This window comes from Pseudomonas sp. W17, from assembly GCF_040268305.1.
Classification (GTDB): domain Bacteria; phylum Pseudomonadota; class Gammaproteobacteria; order Pseudomonadales; family Pseudomonadaceae; genus Aquipseudomonas; species Aquipseudomonas protegens.
Window position 1 is genome coordinate 401,301 of sequence record NZ_CP158490.1, and the last position, 17,886, is coordinate 419,186.

At 63.7% G+C, this 17,886-nt stretch carries 20 protein-coding genes and 1 tRNA gene; 13 read left to right on the forward strand and 8 right to left on the reverse strand.

What is annotated here, in order from left to right:
* Positions 1 to 204 precede the first annotated feature (204 nt).
* On the forward strand, positions 205 to 525 hold the full coding sequence (locus ABCR88_RS01815) for a hypothetical protein (RefSeq protein WP_011058722.1): 321 nt from the start codon (positions 205 to 207) through the stop codon (positions 523 to 525).
* 82 nt (positions 526 to 607) lie between these two features.
* On the opposite strand, the gene ABCR88_RS01820 is transcribed toward ABCR88_RS01815, so the two are convergent.
* On the reverse strand, positions 608 to 1,018 hold the full coding sequence (locus tag ABCR88_RS01820) for a hypothetical protein (protein ID WP_011058723.1): 411 nt from the start codon (positions 1,016 to 1,018) through the stop codon (positions 608 to 610).
* Between the two features lie 259 nt (positions 1,019 to 1,277).
* On the opposite strand from ABCR88_RS01820, the gene ABCR88_RS01825 reads away from it, so the two are divergent.
* From ABCR88_RS01825 to gltS, 3 genes are read left to right on the forward strand one after another with little or no spacing between them, the layout of a single operon-like run.
* Positions 1,278 to 2,003, forward strand: coding sequence for an IclR family transcriptional regulator (locus ABCR88_RS01825; protein ID WP_019093890.1), 726 nt, complete (start codon positions 1,278 to 1,280; stop codon positions 2,001 to 2,003).
* Between the two features lie 18 nt (positions 2,004 to 2,021).
* On the forward strand, positions 2,022 to 2,960 hold the full coding sequence (gene hutG, locus ABCR88_RS01830) for a formimidoylglutamase (RefSeq protein ID WP_325985432.1): 939 nt from the start codon (positions 2,022 to 2,024) through the stop codon (positions 2,958 to 2,960).
* 52 nt (positions 2,961 to 3,012) lie between these two features.
* Complete coding sequence (gene gltS, locus ABCR88_RS01835) at positions 3,013 to 4,221, forward strand: sodium/glutamate symporter (RefSeq protein WP_011058726.1); 1,209 nt, start codon at positions 3,013 to 3,015, stop codon at positions 4,219 to 4,221.
* Here gltS and ABCR88_RS01840 read toward each other — a convergent pair whose 3' ends face one another.
* Both ABCR88_RS01840 and ABCR88_RS01845 read right to left on the reverse strand, forming a co-directional pair.
* Positions 4,222 to 5,199: an alpha/beta fold hydrolase gene (locus ABCR88_RS01840; RefSeq protein WP_325985433.1), complete on the reverse strand. Its 978-nt coding sequence runs from the start codon at positions 5,197 to 5,199 to the stop codon at positions 4,222 to 4,224.
* Positions 5,200 to 5,248: 49 nt separating this feature from the next.
* Positions 5,249 to 5,578, reverse strand: a complete 330-nt coding sequence (locus ABCR88_RS01845; protein WP_350404045.1) for a hypothetical protein — start codon at positions 5,576 to 5,578, stop codon at positions 5,249 to 5,251.
* Between the two features lie 122 nt (positions 5,579 to 5,700).
* Here ABCR88_RS01845 and ABCR88_RS01850 point away from each other — a divergent pair, with 122 nt between their 5' ends.
* Positions 5,701 to 6,042, forward strand: a complete 342-nt coding sequence (locus tag ABCR88_RS01850; protein ID WP_232643953.1) for an isochorismate lyase — start codon at positions 5,701 to 5,703, stop codon at positions 6,040 to 6,042.
* Positions 6,043 to 6,292: 250 nt separating this feature from the next.
* Positions 6,293 to 6,751 (forward strand): carboxypeptidase regulatory-like domain-containing protein, encoded by a 459-nt coding sequence (locus tag ABCR88_RS01855; RefSeq protein ID WP_350023506.1) that lies wholly within the window; start codon positions 6,293 to 6,295, stop codon positions 6,749 to 6,751.
* A 326-nt stretch (positions 6,752 to 7,077) separates the two neighbouring features.
* Here ABCR88_RS01855 and ABCR88_RS01860 read toward each other — a convergent pair.
* From ABCR88_RS01860 to ABCR88_RS01875, 4 genes are all read right to left on the reverse strand, one after another.
* Positions 7,078 to 7,153 (reverse strand) — tRNA-Phe (locus ABCR88_RS01860).
* Between the two features lie 105 nt (positions 7,154 to 7,258).
* Positions 7,259 to 7,531 carry an oxidative damage protection protein gene (locus tag ABCR88_RS01865; RefSeq protein WP_011058732.1) on the reverse strand — a complete coding sequence of 91 codons (273 nt, stop codon included), beginning with the start codon at positions 7,529 to 7,531 and terminating at the stop codon, positions 7,259 to 7,261.
* Positions 7,528 to 8,595, reverse strand: a complete 1,068-nt coding sequence (mutY, locus tag ABCR88_RS01870; RefSeq protein WP_350404046.1) for an A/G-specific adenine glycosylase — start codon at positions 8,593 to 8,595, stop codon at positions 7,528 to 7,530. The genes ABCR88_RS01865 and mutY overlap by 4 nt, the downstream gene beginning before the upstream one ends.
* Positions 8,592 to 10,817 (reverse strand): AsmA family protein, encoded by a 2,226-nt coding sequence (locus tag ABCR88_RS01875; protein WP_325985435.1) that lies wholly within the window; start codon positions 10,815 to 10,817, stop codon positions 8,592 to 8,594. Before ABCR88_RS01875 ends, mutY begins: the two co-directional genes overlap by 4 nt.
* Positions 10,818 to 11,160: 343 nt before the next feature.
* Between ABCR88_RS01875 and ABCR88_RS01880 the strand changes: the two genes are divergently transcribed.
* The 7 genes from ABCR88_RS01880 (at position 11,161) to ABCR88_RS01910 (ending at position 16,931) form a co-directional block, all read left to right on the forward strand.
* Entirely contained in the window at positions 11,161 to 12,822 is a 1,662-nt protein-coding gene (locus tag ABCR88_RS01880) for an OFA family MFS transporter (protein WP_350404048.1), read from the forward strand.
* A 237-nt stretch (positions 12,823 to 13,059) separates the two neighbouring features.
* The gene (gene hisB / locus ABCR88_RS01885; RefSeq protein WP_011058736.1) at positions 13,060 to 13,653 is read left to right on the forward strand and encodes an imidazoleglycerol-phosphate dehydratase HisB; all 594 of its coding nucleotides are present in this window, start codon (positions 13,060 to 13,062) and stop codon (positions 13,651 to 13,653) included.
* Positions 13,653 to 14,291 carry an imidazole glycerol phosphate synthase subunit HisH gene (gene hisH, locus ABCR88_RS01890; RefSeq protein ID WP_019093880.1) on the forward strand — a complete coding sequence of 213 codons (639 nt, stop codon included), beginning with the start codon at positions 13,653 to 13,655 and terminating at the stop codon, positions 14,289 to 14,291. The genes hisB and hisH overlap by 1 nt, the downstream gene beginning before the upstream one ends.
* Entirely contained in the window at positions 14,292 to 14,552 is a 261-nt protein-coding gene (locus ABCR88_RS01895) for a DUF2164 domain-containing protein (RefSeq protein ID WP_011058738.1), read from the forward strand. It abuts the gene before it with no gap.
* Between the two features lie 42 nt (positions 14,553 to 14,594).
* Positions 14,595 to 15,332, forward strand: a complete 738-nt coding sequence (gene hisA / locus ABCR88_RS01900) for a 1-(5-phosphoribosyl)-5-[(5-phosphoribosylamino)methylideneamino]imidazole-4-carboxamide isomerase (RefSeq protein ID WP_007921811.1) — start codon at positions 14,595 to 14,597, stop codon at positions 15,330 to 15,332.
* A gap of 9 nt (positions 15,333 to 15,341) precedes the next feature.
* The gene (gene hisF / locus ABCR88_RS01905) at positions 15,342 to 16,112 is read left to right on the forward strand and encodes an imidazole glycerol phosphate synthase subunit HisF (RefSeq protein ID WP_011058740.1); all 771 of its coding nucleotides are present in this window, start codon (positions 15,342 to 15,344) and stop codon (positions 16,110 to 16,112) included.
* Between the two features lie 63 nt (positions 16,113 to 16,175).
* Positions 16,176 to 16,931 (forward strand): ABC transporter substrate-binding protein, encoded by a 756-nt coding sequence (locus tag ABCR88_RS01910; protein ID WP_232643956.1) that lies wholly within the window; start codon positions 16,176 to 16,178, stop codon positions 16,929 to 16,931.
* A 38-nt stretch (positions 16,932 to 16,969) separates the two neighbouring features.
* On the opposite strand, the gene ABCR88_RS01915 is transcribed toward ABCR88_RS01910, so the two are convergent.
* Complete coding sequence (locus ABCR88_RS01915; RefSeq protein WP_350404049.1) at positions 16,970 to 17,776, reverse strand: divergent polysaccharide deacetylase family protein; 807 nt, start codon at positions 17,774 to 17,776, stop codon at positions 16,970 to 16,972.
* Positions 17,777 to 17,886 lie beyond the last annotated feature (110 nt).

Sequence of the window (17,886 nt, forward strand, 5' to 3'; positions counted from 1 at the left end):
ATAGCGCTGTATTGCAAGGGATTGAATGCTTGTCGGGGCCCTGAATCCGCCTTCTGCTTCTGTCCCTTGTTCCCTGCGTAGCCGCCATGGTTCCTGAGTGTCAGCGCCTGCCTGACAGTCCCGGCTCGAAGAACGAGCATTCAGGGTTCAATGGTGATCGCCCGGCCATTGGTCCCTTAAAGAAAGGGCGGCAAGGAGACGCGCATGGCGTTCACTAAAATCATCTTCAAAAACCCGAACACCGGAGCCATCAAGGAAGCGCCAGTTGGTTTCTCCTGGACCGTGTTCTTCTTCGGCTTCATCCCGGCACTGTTCCGCGCCGACTGGAAATGGGCTGCCATCATGTTCCTGCTGGCCATGTTCACCTTCGGCCTGAGCAACCTGGTGTTCATGTTCATCTACAACAAGCTGTATGTCCGCGACCTGATCGGCGCAGGCTTCAAGGCCCAGTCCATCGCCAGCGGCGACCTGAACTTCGCCAGCTCGCGCATCGGCATGGAAATCCCTCGGCTGGAAGCTGCCTGAGCATCACGCCAGGCTGTTTAGCTGAAACGGAAAAGGGCGCATTCATTGCTGAATGCGCCCTTTTTTCATGCCCGGAAGAAACTCAGCCTTCGGCGCTGAACAGTGCCTGGGATGCGGCCATGTAGTCGGCCTGGAAGGCCTCGGACTCGATCCAGGCCAGGGCCGTGGCCTCGTCGGCCTCGGTGGACCAGTTACGGTATTCGATCAGCGCCGCAAGGATGAAGTCCGTGGCGCCCTGTTCGCCCTCCTGCTCATAGACCAGTTCCAGCAGCGGGTCCGAGAGGAAGACCGTGCACAGCGCCTGCTGGCTGGTTTTCTCGGCGTCGCGCATCTTCACGAACAGCTCGGTCAGGTCCACCGATTCGAAGTCGATGCGGCTGTCGTTGGGGTCCAGTTCCAGCTCCGAGGTCGGTGCAGTGCGCTTGGCGCGGTTCTGCTTGGCCTTGGCCTTTGCCCGGGCGGCACGTTTGTGTTGTTTGTCGATCGATGCCATGGGCGTCTTACCTTGTTGCGCAAAGGGGCGGCGCTCGCGGATTCGGGGCGAACGGCCGGTCAGGCGGGAAAGGATGCCAGCAAATCGCTGCGCTGGCACCCGCCAAGGCCTCAAGGCGAGTACCGACGATCCTGCATGGGCCGAGGTCCATTGCGGCGCAGCACCTGTGCCATAGGTTTTTTGCAGCCTTTTCCCACTGTCTGGGAATCTGATTTCATTTGCCGGGAAACTCCATGCACCATGGCTGCAAGAGGCCGCTATGCACTACCACACGCCCACTGACCGTCTGCTGCAAATACTCGTGGCCCTGGGGCAATCCCCGGAGGCCATGTCTGCCAAGGAGCTGTCGCTGAACCTGCAGCAGCCCCTGAGCAGCACCTATCGCCACCTCAAGACCCTGCTGCGCTGGGGGCTGGCCCAGGACAATGGCCAGGGCCGTTACCTGCCCGGGCCTGCTTGCCTGCAACTGGCGAAGAAGTTCGACCGCGAAGGCCTGCTGGTGACCCTGGCCAAGCCGGAGCTCAACCGTCTGGCCGAACTCAGCCAGGAAAGCGTCGCGCTGATGGTGCCAAGCAACGGGCAGGCGATCTGCATCGAGCTGGTGGACAGCCCGCAGCCCTTGCGCTGCTGCTACCAGAAAGGCCTGGCGCAGCCGCTGCTGCTGGGCGCCTCGGCCAAGGTGTTGCTGGCCTACATGGAGCCTGAGCTGTGCTTGTCGATCCTGCGCCAGCAGGGCGTCGAGGAGGCGGATTTCGCCGCGCACCTGGACAGCTACGGGGCCATTCGCGCCGCCGGGCATGCGGTGAGCCTGAGCGAGATCGATCTGGGCATCTGGGGTGTCAGCGCGCCCTTGCTGGACAGCCGTGACCGCTTGCAAGGCGCCATCAGCCTCATGGCCCCGGCGTTCCGCGCCGAACAGCGCAGTGAGCGGCTGATCCGCTGGACCCGCGAAGCGGCCCAGCGCCTGAGCGCCCGACTGGATTGAATTGACTGGAGCAAGACCATGATCAGCACCGCCCCCATGCACCTGTGGCAGGGTCGTATCGACCTGACCGAAGGCCTTGCCGCCCGGCGCTGGCACCAGTGGGTGCAGCCCTGGGCCGAACAGCAGCCGGCGGGTATCGCCTTGCTCGGGCTGGCCTGTGACGAAGGGGTCAAGCGCAACCAGGGGCGCACCGGTGCCAGCCAGGGCCCGGCAGCCTTGCGCGCGGCCCTGGCCAACCTGGCCTGGCACGGCACCGGCCCGCTGTACGACGCAGGGGACGTGACCTGCACCGACCACCACCTGGAAAGCGCCCAGCAGCGCTACGCCGAGCGCCTCGGCCTGTTGCTCGAACAGGGGCACCTGGCCCTGGGGCTGGGCGGTGGTCATGAAATCGCCTTTGCCAGCTTCAGTGGCCTGGCCGATCACCTGCGCCGCCAACAGCCCTGCCCGCGCATCGGCATTCTCAATTTCGATGCCCACTTCGATCTGCGCCATGCGCCGCAAAGCAGTTCGGGCACGCCGTTCCGGCAGATCGCCGAATACTGCCGGCAGGCCGGCATGCCTTTCGAGTATTGCTGCCTGGGGGTCAGCGAGTTGAGCAACACCCAGGCGCTGTTCGAGCAAGCCCGGGAGCTCGATGTGCGCTACTTGCTGGACCGGCAGATGCAGGGCTGGAACCTGCCGGCAGTCGAGGCCTGCCTGGACACTTTTCTCGACGGTATCGACGTGCTCTACATGACCCTGTGCCTGGATGTGCTGCCGGCCAGCCAGGCTCCCGGCGTCAGCGCGCCCTCGGCCTATGGGGTGGATGTGCAGGTGGTCGAGCACCTGGTACGCCGTGCTCGGGCCAGCGGCAAATTGCGCGTGGCCGACATTGCCGAACTCAATCCCGGGCTCGACCAGGACCAGCGCACCGCCCGCGTGGCCGCGCGTCTGCTGGCCAGCCTGATTCACTGAGGGGCATGCCCCTCGCCGCGCAACACCACAATGACAAGAAGAGATGTTTGCCATGCCGACTTTTGAATTGGACGCGCTGACCACCCTGGCGCTGGCCCTGATCCTGCTGGGGGTGGGAGCCCAGCTGAAGAAACGCAGCCGCTGGCTGACCCAGCTCTGTGTCCCGGCGCCGGTGATCGGCGGTTTCGGCTTTGCCCTGATCGTCTGGCTGCTGCGCGATCAGCAACTGCTGGCGATCAAGCTCGACACCGCGATCCAGACGCCCTTGATGGTGGCGTTCTTTACCACCGTGGGCCTGGGGGGCAGCCTCGGCCTGCTGCGTCGTGGCGGCAAGATCCTGTTCGTCTACCTGGGGGCCTGCTGGTCCCTGGCGCTGCTGCAGAACCTGGTGGGGGTCGGTGCCGCCAAGGCGCTGGGCATCGACCCGCTGCTGGGCATCATGGCCGGTGCGGTGTCCCTGGAGGGTGGCTTTGGCGCGGCGGCGGCCTTTGGCCCGATCGCGGAAAACCTCGGGGCGGTGGGGGCCACCACGGCGGCCCTGGCCTCGGCCACCTTCGGCATGGTTGCCGGCGGCTTGCTGGGCAGCCCGCTGGCGCGCTGGCTGATCGAGCGCAACCGCCTGCAGATCCAGGCCGATCAGGTCAGTACCCTGCAGCACCTGGAAAGCGCTGCCCAGGGTTCGGTGGCGCCTTTGGATGCGCCGACCCTGCTGCGCCTGCTGACCTGCATTCTGCTGATCATGGTGCTGGGTTTCTGGATCGGCAGCGCGCTGAACGAGCACCTGGGCATCGTCCTGCCAAGCTACGTGGGGGCGATGTTCGTGGCGATCATCCTGCGCAATCTCAATGACCGGGCGCGGATCATCGACATCCCCGACAGCGCCGTGAGCACCCTGGGCGACGTATGCCTGGGGGTGTTCCTGACCATGGCCATGATGAGCCTGAAGTTCTGGGAACTGGAACAGCTCGGCCTGCCGCTGCTGGTGATCCTGGTGGTGCAGGTGCTGGTGATGGTGCTGCTGTGTGTGTTCCTGCTGTTCCGCCTGTTTGGCGGCAACTATGACGCGGCGGTGTTGTGTGCCGGCTTCATGGGGCACGGCCTGGGGGCCACGCCCAATGCGGTGGCCAACATGGGCGCGATCTGTGATCACTACAAGGTCTTTTCCTACAAGGCCTTCATCATCGTGCCGCTGTGCGGTGCGGTATTGATCGACATCGTGGCGATCCCGCTGATCACCTGGTTCATCAACGCCTTTGCCTGATCAGCGCCCCGGCGTCAGCTCTTGCCCTGGGCTGTTCGGGGCCGGGCTTGCGTGCTGCAGCCAGTGCAGCAGCAGCGGCCAGAGCCGGCTTTCGAAGCGGCTGTGGAAGAAGGCGAAGTGGCCGATCTCGACCTCACCGATGTCCTCGGGGCGAATGCGCCAATGGGTGCGCGTGCTGTTGTCGAAGTAGCCCAGTAGCCGCTCGATGGCTGCCACGGTGCCAAAGGGGTCGTCGCTGACGCTGATGGCGAGGATCGGGGCGCTGACCTGGGCGAAGGGCTGCCCACTGCGCTCTGCGGCCAGCCTGCGGCCGCTGGGGCGGCCTTCGTAGCGTGGATGCGGGGTGGCCCAGTCGCGGACCACCCCGGCGGGGGTGTCTTCCATCCAGCCCAGGCGCTTGCCGGGGAAGTAGCCGTACAGGCGGGTCAGCAGGGGCATCAGCACATGCCACTTGCCCAGCATGCGCCAGCGTTGGGCGGGCACGTAGTCGCGCCAGTAGGCGAACTGCGCGCCCATGGTGGCCGCGCGGCGGATCACCCCGGCGGAGGCCGCCAGGCCCAGGGCGCAGCCGCCGAAGCTGTGGCCCACCACGTCGATCGGTTGCCCGGGAAACTCGCGCCGGGCGCGTTGCAGCATGGCTTCGAAATCCAGCGCGCCCCAATCCGACCAGGATGCCTTGAGCCCCTTGAGCGAGGCCGGGCGCGACTCGCCGATGCCGCGGTAGTCGTAGGTCATCACGTCTAAGCCGTTGGCGAACAGGTAGTCGGCGAAGCGAAAGTAATAGCGGCAGCGCACCGAGGTCGCGGCGTTGATGATCACCACTGCGCGCGCCGGATCGGCTTGCGCGTGGCGCCAGCTGAAGCCGCCAAGGCGGAAACCGTCCGCCGCCACTTCGCTGAAGCGTTCACTGGGGCCGGGCGCCGGCTCGGCAGTGGCGGGGCGGGCGGCAGGCAGGTCGGGCGAGGACAGCAGGGACATGGGCGGTTGTTCCTTGGCGGCTGTAACGGGCCGGAGCGACCCCTGGCGTTCAGCGACGATTTTTTTGTGCGTTCATTAATACCCGGGCGATCCACAGCGCGGCAACTGCCAGGGTACCCAGCAACAGGGTGCTGGTGCCTTGCCAGAGCAGCTCGATATAGAACTTGGTGGGCTGCAACGCCTGGCTGTAGGCGAGCTTTGGGCCGGCGCGGTTGCTGGTGACGATCTGCCCGTCCAGCAGCGCGCTTACCAGGGTCCAGCCCAGCAGCGCAGTCAGTGCCAGCAGCACGCTGCCGATCAGCAAAAAAAACCAGGCCCCGCTGCGGGTCTTGCCGGGCTGGGGATGGGGCAGGCGGACTCGGGTTCGCTTCTGGTTCACAAGAACAGTTCCTTTGCGCCCGGATGGGCGGATGCCTGCAACTTTACTCCCAGGCGGGCCCATGGGAATAATCCGGGCCCGGTCGAGCCCGGGTATCCCTATTCGTCGATGGAGCCTTGAGCATGGAAGTGAAGAATCAGATGAGTCCGGAACAATGCCAGGACATGGACGATATCCGCCGGGAAATCGATGCCCTGGATCGAGCGGTCATCGCCTTGCTCGGCGCGCGCTTGCAGTACGTACTGGCGGCATCGAAATTCAAGACCTCGGCGGCCACCGTGCGCGCCGAGGAGCGTTTCAAAGCCATGTTGGCCACTCGTCGCGATTGGGCGGCGGCCGAAGGCCTGAACCCGGATGCCATCGAGAAGATGTACAGCGATCTGGTGCAGCACTTCATCGCCGAGGAGATGAGGCATTGGCAGGCGGCGCAGGCTCCGAGCCGAGGGGCTGGTCCCCTAGCCTAGGTACCTTTGGTTAAAGGCCTCACGCCGAATCGATCTAAACCGCCCTGTGTCAGGTTTTACACTCAATAGCAGGAGCTATGGGCGAGCCTGGTTGCACAAGGCGAGCGAGGGTTTTCATTCGGCTTCTGGCCTGAGACATGGCCTGGCCATTCAAGAAAGCAGGGGAGACCCGGGCGCTGCCGTCCCGGGGCCAGAGGCCTGACGGTGGCGTCCCATTCAGTGGTTCGAGACGAACCCGGGAGTGGTCATCATGAAGTCCTTTTCTATGAGTGTCCTGTCAGGTGTTATCGCGGTGCTGCTATTGGCCGCACCAGTGAGCGTGCGCTCCGCCTCCTCCAGCAATGAGCCGATCGACCCGGCTGGCGTGCAATTGGAGCCGCTGCAACAGAACGGTATTTCCTATGTCAGCGGCGGCATCGGCCTGGACGAGTCGCGGGCCATTCAGCAGGCCAAGGGTTACAACCTGCACATGACCTTTTCCGTCGGCTCAGGGAATGAATACACCTCGGATGTCGATGTGCTGATCCAGAACCCGCAAGGGCATGAGGTGCTGAGCCTGAGCGGAGTGGGGCCGATCGTCTTCGTGCAGTTGCCGGCCGGCAAATTCCAGGTCATCACCACCCGCAAAGGGCTGGAACAGCGCAGCATGGTCGACATGGGCGTGGCGACCATGCGTGATCTCAACGTCCACTGGAACAACGGCTATTGAGTGAGGGCTGGAATGTTGCCCGGTGCTGAGCCTGGGTAACGGCCAATTGCAGGCATGAAAAAAAACCTTAATTGCTGCTCGGTGATGGCGTGGCCCTGCTCGATGTGGCCCAGGGGCAGCCTGAAGGGTTGGCAAACTAAGGAGAGTGCCAGCAAGTCACGACTTGAGTCGGGTCATGGGGTGTCGGGGTATTTCTGCCGGAGTGCAACACTCCTGGCGATGCAGGTTATACGGGGAGGGGCTGAATTACAGGCAACAAAAAACCCGCACTAGGCGGGTTTCTTGGTTGCTTTCACGTGATGTAAACACCACCTGAAAGCTGAAGGTGGTGCCCAGAGACGGAATCGAACCGCCGACACGGGGATTTTCAATCCCCTGCTCTACCGACTGAGCTATCTGGGCAACGGGGCGCATTAAACGGGTTTTTCAGGGGGGCGTCAAGCAAGTTTTGAAAAAAATGTTTAATTATTACCGTCGCTTACGTTCCACCCCCGATTTTCAACAGCTTTACTCAGCCGGCGGCACGTAGCCGTCGGCCTTGGCGTATTCCTCGCCGGAGAAAAACTTGTCCATCTCGCCCTGCAGATATTTGCGATCGTCGGCATTCATCATGTTCAGGCGCTTTTCGTTGATCAGCAGGGTCTGGTGTTTCTGCCAGTCGGCCCAGGCCTTGGCCGAGACGTGATCGAAAATATCCTGGCCCTTGGCCCCCGGGTAGGGAGGGCGCTCCAGGCCCGGCAGTTCTTCCTGGTACTTGCGGCACATTACGGTGCGGGTCATGACGACTCTCCTGCATTCAAGACTTCGGCCGCGCGTTTGAGCAGTGTTTTCACCGGGGCGGCAAGGCCCAGGCGCGGCGGGGTGGCGAGGTTATACCAGAGCCAGTCGGCCTCGGCGACGTGCAGGGCCGACTCTTCGACCCGGATCAGCCAGGGTTCGATGGCCAGTTGGAAGTGGCTGAAGGTGTGCACCAGCCCGGGCATCTGCTGTTGCTGGCCCAGTTCCAGGGAGTGCTGCAGGGCCAGGTGCTGGATGTCGTCCAGGCCATCCAGCTCCGGCAGGCTCCACAACCCGCCCCAGAGGCCGCTGGAGGGCCGCCGGTAAAGCAGGATGGCGCCTTCGCGATTGGCCAGCATCGGCATCAGGGTGCGCTTCTGCGGCACTTCCTTGCGTGGCTTGGGAATCGGGTAGCGAGTCTCCAGGCCGAGCATGTGGGCTTCGCAGCCGCGCTCCAGGGGGCACAGCAGGCAGCTGGGCTTGCTCCGGGTACAGAGGGTCGCGCCCAGGTCCATCATCGCCTGGGTGTAGTGGTTGACCCGGCTGTGGGGGGTGAAGCGCTCGGCGGCGGCCCACAACTGCCTGGCCACCTTGGGTTCGCCGGGGTAGCCCTCCTGGGCGGTGAAGCGTGCCAGCACCCGCTTGACGTTGCCGTCGAGGATCGGCGCCCGCAGGCCCATGCCGATGCTGGCGATGGCGCCAGCGGTGGAGAGGCCGATGCCCGGCAGCTCGGTGAGCTTTTCCACGTCCCTGGGGAACTCGCCGCCGTATTCGGCCATGACGATCTTCGCGGTCTTCTGCAGGTTGCGCGCCCGGGTGTAGTAGCCCAGGCCGGTCCACAGGTGCAGCACTTCGTCTTCCGGGGCTTCGGCCAGGGCCTGCACCGTGGGCAGCGAGGCCATGAAGCGGTCGAAGTAGTTGAGCACGGTGCTGACCTGGGTCTGTTGCAGCATGATCTCCGAGACCCACACCCGATACGGGTTGATGTCCTGCTGCCAGGGCAGGTCATGGCGGCCGTGGCGGTCGTACCAGTCCAGCACCGCCGTTGAAAAGGCCTCGGCTCTCATCGCTTGAACAGCCCCTTGAGCGCGTTCTTCAGTTCCGGGCTGACCTTGTCCCCCAGTTTCTCGTCGATCTTTTGCTGCAGGCGGTCACCGGCCAGCTTGGCTGCTACCTGGCCCAGGCCGTCCTTGTCCAGGCGGCAGGCCTTGGCCCCCAGCTCCAGCGGGCCGCGGCAGCGCAGCGGCAGCTCGATGCCGGTAAAGCGCTCGCCCACCTGGCAGGCCGGGTCCGGGTTATCCCGCAGGTCGCCTTCGACAATGATGCCGACCCGGTAGTCCATGCCCAGCACTCGCAGGTCGATGTCGCCGTTGCCGTTCACCGTCATGCCGGGGATGCGCACTTTCAGGTCCGGGTTGCTGGCCACGCCATTGCGCAGTGTCAGGTTGCCCTTGAGCTCCTGGAAGGGCGTGTCCTTGCCCCGTGGCGTGCTGCTGAGGTTCTTGCGGTTGAGCACGGCGATGCCCTGGCACAGCTGCTGTTCGATATTGGCGTTGAGTAGCACGCCGTTGTTGATGACGAAGCTGGCGGTGCCGTTGAGGCTGTCGATCAATGCCTTCTGGCTGTTGCCGCTGCCGCTGAGGTTGCTGTTCAGGGTCACCAGGCCCTTGACCGGAGGATTCTGGCCCTGGCTTTCGAGGATGCGTTCCACCGGCACCCGGTTGATCTTGGTCTGCAAGCTCAACTGCGGTGTGCTCTGGCGCACATCGAGGTTGCCGCTGGCATCGAAGCTGCCGTTGTACAGCTCGCCGCGCAGGCTGGAAAGCTTGAGCAGGCCACCCTGGCCGGAGGCCTTGAGTGCGGCATTCTGGATCGGCAGCTTGTCCAGGGTCAGTTGGCCGAAGCTCAGGTCGGCATCGACGTCGAGTTTGCTCAGGCGTTCCACCGGCAGCAGGCGGTCGGTGCTCCAGGCGCCCTTGGTCGGTGCGTTGGGCAGCGGGGTGCTGCCGGCTCCGGCCATGGCATCGGCTTCGCTGCTCTGCACTTCGGCCTTGCGTGCCGATGCCGCGCTGTTGGCTTCGGCGGACTTGGGCGGCAGGTAGCGGTCGACATTGAAGGTGTCAGCCTTGAGCTGGGCGCGCAGGGATTGCTTGTCGAAGTCCTCGATGGCCAGGCGGCCGCTGAAGGTGCTGTCGTCGAGCTTCAGGTTCAGGTCTTCCAGTGCCAGGCTGGTGGGCGTGCCTTGCAGGCGGCTGACCAGCTCGACCTTGCTCAGGCTGCCTTCACCCATGGCGGGCAGGGTCTGGCCGATGCTGTCGACGAATCTCGCCAGGTCGAACTGGGCAATGGAGATGCCGCCGCTGATCTGCGGGGTCTTGTCCAGGTCGTTGACCTTGAGCTCACCCAGGGCGCGCAACTGATTGAGAGAGACCTTCAGGCCGGTCCACTGGGCAACGTTGGCGGCCTGGTCCAGCAGCAGCTGGCCCTGGGCTGCGAAGGTCAGGGTCTTGCCTTGCAACGGGTCGCCGGCGGCTTCGCCGGACAGGCGCATGTCTTCGAACTGGTAGCGCTGCAGGGCGCGGTCGAAGCGCAGTTCGCCATTGAGTTCGGTGCGCACGCGCACTGCGGGTTGGCTGCTGGCGAGGAAGGCCGTGAGCTTGACCGGGGTGTTGGTGGCTTCGTGAATCGGCCCGGTACTCAGCTGGATGCTTTCGGCGGTGAACTGCTTGTCGGTCTGTTCATCGTTGTACTCAACCCGGGCGTTGTTCACGGTCAGGCTGTCGATGTCCAGGCGGATCGGCTGCGCGGGTTTGTCCGCGCCGGCTGGTGGTTGGCTGGCTTCGCCGGTGCTGGCGGCCGGAGTCTCGGCCTGCTTGTCGGTCGGTGCGGCCTTGCCAATGTCCTGCCAGTTGCCGTGGCCGTCCTTGTTGCGGGTCAGGCGCAGGTTCAGGCCTTCGACACGCACATCGCTCATCTGCACTTCGCGGCGCAGCAGCGGCAACACCCGGACCGACAGGCCGAGCATCTGCAGGTCGGCGAAAGGTTGGGTCGGGTTGGCCAGGGTGGCCACGCCGGCATCGTGCAGTTCCAGGCCCAGCCAGGGGAACAGGCTCCAGCCGATGTCGCCATTGAGCGTCAGCTCGATGTGGGCCTTGTCGCGGGCAATCTGGCGAATCTCGTCTTTGTAGTCGTTGGGATCAAATAGGTGGGTCAAGGCGAAGCCGAGAGCCACGATGATCAGCAACAGCCCGAGAATTACCAGACCCAGGATTTTGCCGAACGCTTTCATGGGCGAGTCCTTGTATGTCGAATTCAAAATTTAGCGAGGGAGTATAACGCTCTGAACCTGACGACTGGTCACCCATTGCAGTTAGAGGTTTTTTCGTCGTGGCGGCCATTTTTTTGCCGGTGGCCTGGCCTGCGGGCGAAGCAGTTGCGGGAAAAAAGGTAATGTCAGTTTGGTTTTTTAGTTTGTCGCAAATGGTAACCTCTCGCGGTTCGTTCGCCCTTGTGCGACTTAATGTCGCGTCTGCCCAAATGGAGCTTTACTCAATAAAACGACCGCGCCCGCGTGCCAAGGTCGTCGCAGAAGAGTGGCCGATGAACAATTCTAATAATTGGGGGAAACATCCATGAGCACTAGCAAAGCGGCGGCCAGTCCGTCCGCTCAGCCAGCGTTCTTGTCCAAAGAACGCATCATCGCCAAGCCCGGTTTCAACCGCTGGCTGGTTCCACCGGCCGCTCTGGCCATCCACCTGTGCATCGGCATGGCCTATGGCTTTTCGGTGTTCTGGCTGCCGCTGTCCAAGGCCCTGGGCGTCAGTGCGCCCGTGGCTTGCGAGCCCGGCATGGGCTTCATCGCGCAGATCTTTTCGTCCCAGTGTGACTGGCCGATCTCCATGCTCGGCTGGATCTACACCCTGTTCTTCATCTTCCTGGGGTGCTCGGCGGCGATCTGGGGCGGCTGGCTGGAACATGCCGGCCCGCGCAAGGCCGGTGTGGTTTCGGCACTGTGCTGGTGCGGCGGCCTGCTGATCTCGGCGCTGGGGATCTACACCCACCAGATCTGGCTGATGTGGATAGGCTCCGGGGTCATCGGCGGTATTGGCCTGGGCCTGGGCTACATTTCCCCGGTGTCGACCCTGATCAAGTGGTTCCCGGACAAGCGCGGCATGGCCACCGGCATGGCGATCATGGGCTTTGGCGGTGGCGCCATGGTGGGCGCGCCCCTGGCGGCAGCCCTGATGAGCTACTTCGCCACGCCTACCAGCGTCGGCGTGTGGCAGAGCTTTTTGGTGATGGCCGCGATCTACTTCGTGTTCATGATCGGCGGCGCCCTGGCCTATCGGGTTCCGCCGACCGGCTGGAAACCTGAAGGTTGGACTGCGCCGGCGAAGAAAGCCGCCAATGCGATGATCACCCACCGCCATGTGCACGTGAACGTGGCCTGGAAGACTCCGCAGTTCCGCCTGGTCTGGCTGGTGCTGTGCCTCAACGTATCGGCCGGTATCGGCATCCTCGGCATGGCCTCGCCCCTGCTGCAGGAAGTGTTTGCCGGCAAGCTGCTGGGCAATGGCCTGACCTTCAGCCAGCTGGACGCCGGGCAACTGGCGCAGATTGCCGCGATTGCCGCCGGCTTCACCGGTTTGCTGAGCCTGTTCAACATCGGCGGGCGGTTCTTCTGGGCGTCGTTCTCCGACTACCTGGGGCGCAAGAACACCTACTTCGTGTTCTTCGCCCTGGGCTTTGCCCTCTACGCGCTGATTCCGAACCTCGGCCACCTGGGCAACATCGCCCTGTTCGTGGCGGCGTTCTGCATCATCCTGTCGATGTACGGCGGTGGTTTCGCCACAGTTCCGGCCTACCTGGCGGACCTGTTCGGGACACAAATGGTGGGTGCGATCCACGGTCGCCTGCTGACTGCCTGGGCAGCGGCGGGAGTGCTGGGCCCGGTGCTGGTGAACTACCTGCGTGAGTATCAGTTGAACATCGGCGTCGAACGCGCCGCAGCTTATGACATCACCCTGTACATCCTCGCCGGCCTGCTGGTGCTGGGCTTCCTGTGCAACCTGCTGGTGCGCCCGGTGGCCGACAAGTACTTCATGACCGACGAGCAACTGGCGGCCGAGCAGGCCCTGGGCCACGACAAGGGTGCTGACAGCAGTGTCGTGCTGGAGTGGAAAGCTTCGTCCGCCAGCCAGCCGCTGGTGATCGCTGCCTGGCTGGTCGTGGGCATTCCATTGGCCTGGGGGGTTTGGGTGACTCTGCAGAAGACCGCAGTGCTGTTCCATTAAGGGCTTGGCCGGCAAGCCAGCTCCTGCGTAGGAGCCGGCTTGCCGGCGAGCAAGGCGCCTCGGTCTGCAAGGCCTGGCGCCTTCAGCGGTGAGCTGTTTTCTATAGTTGTCATGACAGGTACAGCCCCGCAGCCATTGGCTGGCGCCCGTCAGGATATTGTCCATCGTGTTTCTGTTTAGCCGCCGTGGGGCCTATACTATTCGCCTTTTTCGCCCAATGATTTTGCGGAGCTGGTGATGGCCGAACGTAAGGCATCTGTCGAGCGCGACACTCTGGAAACCCAGATCAAAGCCTCGATCAACCTGGATGGCACCGGAAAGGCCCGATTCGATATCGGCGTGCCCTTCCTTGAGCACATGCTGGACCAGATCGCCCGGCACGGGCTGATCGACCTGGACATCGAAAGCAAGGGCGACCTGCATATCGACGACCACCACACCGTGGAGGATGTCGGTATCACCCTCGGCCAGGCGTTCAGCAAGGCCATCGGCGACAAGAAAGGCATCCGTCGCTACGGCCATGCCTATGTGCCGCTGGATGAAGCCCTGTCCCGCGTGGTGATCGACTTCTCCGGCCGCCCTGGCCTGCAGATGCATGTGCCGTTCACCCGCGCCACCGTCGGTGGTTTCGATGTCGACCTGTTCCAGGAGTTCTTCCAGGGCTTCGTCAACCACGCCAACGTGACCCTGCACATCGACACCCTGCGCGGCACCAACACTCACCACCAGATCGAGACCGTGTTCAAGGCCTTCGGCCGCGCGCTGCGCATGGCGGTGGAGCTGGACGAGCGCATGGCCGGCCAGATGCCGTCGACCAAGGGCGTGCTGTAATGCAGACCGTCGCCGTCATCGACTACGGCATGGGCAACCTGCACTCGGTGGCCAAGGCCCTGGAGCACGTGGGCGCCGGCAAGGTGCTGATCACCAGCGATGCCAGCGTGATTCGAGAGGCCGACCGGGTCGTGTTCCCCGGAGTGGGCGCGATCCGTGACTGCATGGCCGAGATCCGCCGCCTGGGCTTCGATGCCCTGGTGCGCGAGGTCAGCCAGGACCGTCCGTTCCTCGGTATCTGCGTGGGCATGCAGGCGCTGCTCGACCACAGTGAAGAGAACGAAGGCGTGGACTGCATCGGCCTGTTTCCCGGCCAGGTGAAGTTCTTCGGCAAGGGCCTGATCGAGGATGGCGAGCACCTGAAGGTGCCGCACATGGGCTGGAACGAAGTGAAGCAGGCGGTGGATCACCCGCTGTGGCACAACATTGCGGACCTGGCGCGCTTCTACTTCGTGCACAGCTACTACATCAATGCCGGTAACGCGCGGCAGGTGGTGGGCAGCGGTCACTATGGCGTGGATTTCGCCGCGGCGCTGGCCGACGGCTCGCGTTTCGCCGTGCAGTTCCACCCGGAGAAAAGCCATACCCACGGCCTGCAGCTGCTGCAGAATTTCGCCGCCTGGGACGGTCGCTGGTAAATGGCGATCAAGAAACCCAAGCCGCCGATCCTGAGCCTTACTGCCGAGCAGGAGAGCGAGGCGACGCACAAGATCAAGCGTTTCCTGGAGGATCGGTTCGAGCTCGAGCTGGGCTCGTTCGAAGCAGCGGAGGTTCTTGAACTGTTTACCCGCGAAATTGCTCCGCACTATTACAACCGGGCGATTTTCGATGTGCAGGCGCACCTCAAGGAGAGGTTCGAAAGCATCGAAAGCGACCTGTGGGCGCTCGAGAAAAACTGATTTCCGAGTGAAGCTGAACAATCGAACTTGAAGGTTTGCCAGATGCTGATTATTCCCGCTATCGATCTCAAGGACGGCGCCTGTGTGCGTCTGCGCCAAGGCCGCATGGAAGATTCCACGGTGTTCTCCGATGACCCGGTGAGCATGGCCGCCAAATGGGTTGAAGGCGGTTGCCGTCGTCTGCATCTGGTGGACCTGAACGGTGCCTTCGAAGGCCAGCCGGTCAACGGCGAGGTGGTCACCGCAATCGCCAAGCGCTACCCGAACCTGCCGATCCAGATCGGTGGCGGCATCCGTTCCCTGGAAACCATCGAGCACTACGTCAAGGCTGGCGTGAGCTACGTGATCATCGGCACCAAGGCGGTCAAGGAGCCGGAGTTCGTCGCCGAGGCCTGTCGCGCGTTCCCCGGCAAGGTGATTGTCGGCCTGGACGCCAAGGACGGTTTCGTCGCCACCGACGGCTGGGCTGAAGTCAGCAGCGTGCAAGTGATCGACCTGGCCAAGCGTTTCGAAGCCGACGGCGTGTCCGCCATCGTTTATACCGACATCGCCAAAGACGGCATGATGCAGGGCTGCAACGTGCCGTTCACCGCAGCCCTGGCGGCGGCCACCAAGATCCCGGTGATCGCTTCCGGCGGTATCCACAACCTGGGCGACATCAAGGCCCTGCTGGACGCCAAGGCGCCAGGAATCATCGGCGCCATCACTGGCCGCGCGATCTATGAAGGCACCCTCGATGTCGCAGAAGCCCAGGCTTTCTGCGATTCGTACCAAGGCTGAGGATTCGCCATGGCACTGGCCAAACGCATCATCCCTTGCCTGGACGTGGACAACGGCCGGGTGGTCAAGGGCGTCAAGTTCGAGAACATCCGCGACGCCGGTGACCCGGTGGAAATTGCCCGTCGCTACGACGAGCAGGGTGCCGACGAAATCACTTTCCTCGACATCACCGCCAGCGTCGATGGGCGTGATACCACCCTCCATACCGTCGAACGCATGGCCAGCCAGGTGTTCATCCCGCTGACCGTGGGCGGTGGCGTGCGCACCGTGCAGGACATCCGCAACCTGCTCAATGCCGGCGCGGACAAGGTCTCGATCAACACCGCCGCGGTGTTCAATCCGGAGTTCGTCGGCGAGGCCGCGCAGCACTTCGGCTCCCAGTGCATCGTGGTCGCCATCGACGCCAAGAAAGTCTCCGGCCCGGGCGAAGCCCCGCGCTGGGAAATCTTCACCCATGGCGGGCGCAAGCCCACCGGGCTGGACGCAGTGGAATGGGCGAAGAAGATGGAAGGCCTGGGTGCCGGCGAGATCCTGCTCACCAGCATGGATCAGGACGGCATGAAAAACGGCTTCGACCTGGGCGTGACCCGGGCCATCAGCGATGCCCTGGGGATTCCGGTGATCGCCTCCGGCGGTGTCGGCAACCTCCAGCATCTGGCCGACGGCATCATCGAAGGCCATGCCAGCGCGGTGCTGGCGGCGAGTATTTTCCACTTCGGCGAGTACACGGTTCCCGAGGCCAAGGCCTACATGGCCCAGCGCGGGATTGTTGTGCGATAGCCACTGGACAGCATGGCGGGCTCACGGCACTCTTGAGCACGCCATGGATTCCGGTAGCCCGTCATGTTCAAACGTCTTCTAGTGGTTGTCGCCAGCGCTTCGCTTGTTCTTTGCGGCCTCGCCCGCGCTGATGAACCCGCCGACACCTCCCTGGTGTTGCTGACGGAAAACTTCCCTCCCTACAACATGGCCAAGAACGGCAAGAACTTCGCTCAGGGCGAGAATATCGACGGCATCGCCGTGGATATCGTCCGCGAAATGTTCAAGCGTGCCGGAATCAATTACAGCCTGACCCTGCGTTTTCCATGGGAGCGTATCTACAAGATGGCGCTGGAGCAGCCGGGCTATGGTGTGTTCGTCATGGCGCGCCTGCCGGACCGCGAGCCGCTGTTCAAGTGGGTCGGCCCCATTGGCCCGGATGACTGGATCATGCTGGCCAAGGCCGGCAGCACCATCAGCCTCGAATCCCTGGAGCAGGCGCGCAAGTACAAGATCGGCGCCTACAAGGGCGATGCCATTGCCGAGACCCTGACCAAGCAGGGCCTGGCGCCGCAAGTGGTACTGCGTGACCAGGACAACGCCAGGAAGCTGGTGGCGGGGCAGATCGACCTCTGGGCCACTGGCGACCCGGCCGGGCGCTACCTGGCCAAGCAGGAGGGCATCAGCGGCCTCAAGACCGTGCTGCGCTTCAACAGCGCCGAGCTGTACCTGGCCCTGAACAAGGACGTCTCCGATGAGGTGGTGGCCAAGCTTCAGGCGGCCCTGGACCAGATGCGCCAAGAGGGGATGGTGGAGGAGATCATGGGGCGTTACCTGTAGGCGCTTCGCTGGCAAGCCAGTTCCTGTGGCGAAGGCCTCTAGCGATAAACCCCGTTCTTGCCATGCCCGGCCATGGCCTTGTTGCTGCGCAGGCTGATCATCGACTTGATATCGATCCACTCGATGCCCTGGGCCTTGAGCCTGGGCAGCTCACGTTCGAGCACTGCCAGGGTCTGTGGATAAGGGTGGCCGATCATCACCGCCGAACCCTGTTTGCGCGCCAGTTTGATCGCGGTCTGCAACTGTTGGCTGATCGCCGCTTCGGTACGTTCATCATCCAGGAACACATCCCGGGAAACACTGGCCAGGCCGATCTTCTGCGCTTCGGCGGCGGCCACCGTCTGGGCGCTGGTGCGGCTGTCGACAAAGAACTTGTGCCGCCGTTGCAGCTCGCCCATCAGCCAGGCCATGGCCTGGGGCTGGGCGGTCATGCGGCTGCCCATGTGGTTGTTGATGCCGCTGGTGTAGGGCACGGCCTGGAAGGCGGCGTCCAGGCGTTTTTGCAGTTCTTCGACGGGCAGCTCGGGGTGCCAGGCGAACGGCCCTGTGGCCGGGTCCATGGGCATGTGCAGGATGACGATCTTGCCGGCGCGATGGGCTTCACGGGCGAACTCGGCTGCGTGGGGCGTGTTCGGCATGATCGCCGTGGTTACCGGGCCGGGCAGGGCCAGTACCCGGCGGTCCCGGGGCAGGTTCTGGCCCAGGTCGTCGATGATCAGGCTCAGGTAGGCCTTGGGCGCGACGGCTGTGGGTTCGGCGGCTTGGGGCGCGAGGGGCAAGAGGCACAGCAGGGTGAACAGCGGGGCCTGGAGCGAGCGCAACAGCAGTGAGCAGCGGGAAATCATGAGGATCGGGATCAGGCCTTTAGGGGAATGGGCACCCTGGCGGGCGCTTCGCTGGCGAGCCAGCTCCTACGCAAGCCGGCTCCTGTAGGAGCCGGCTTGCCGGCGAAGGG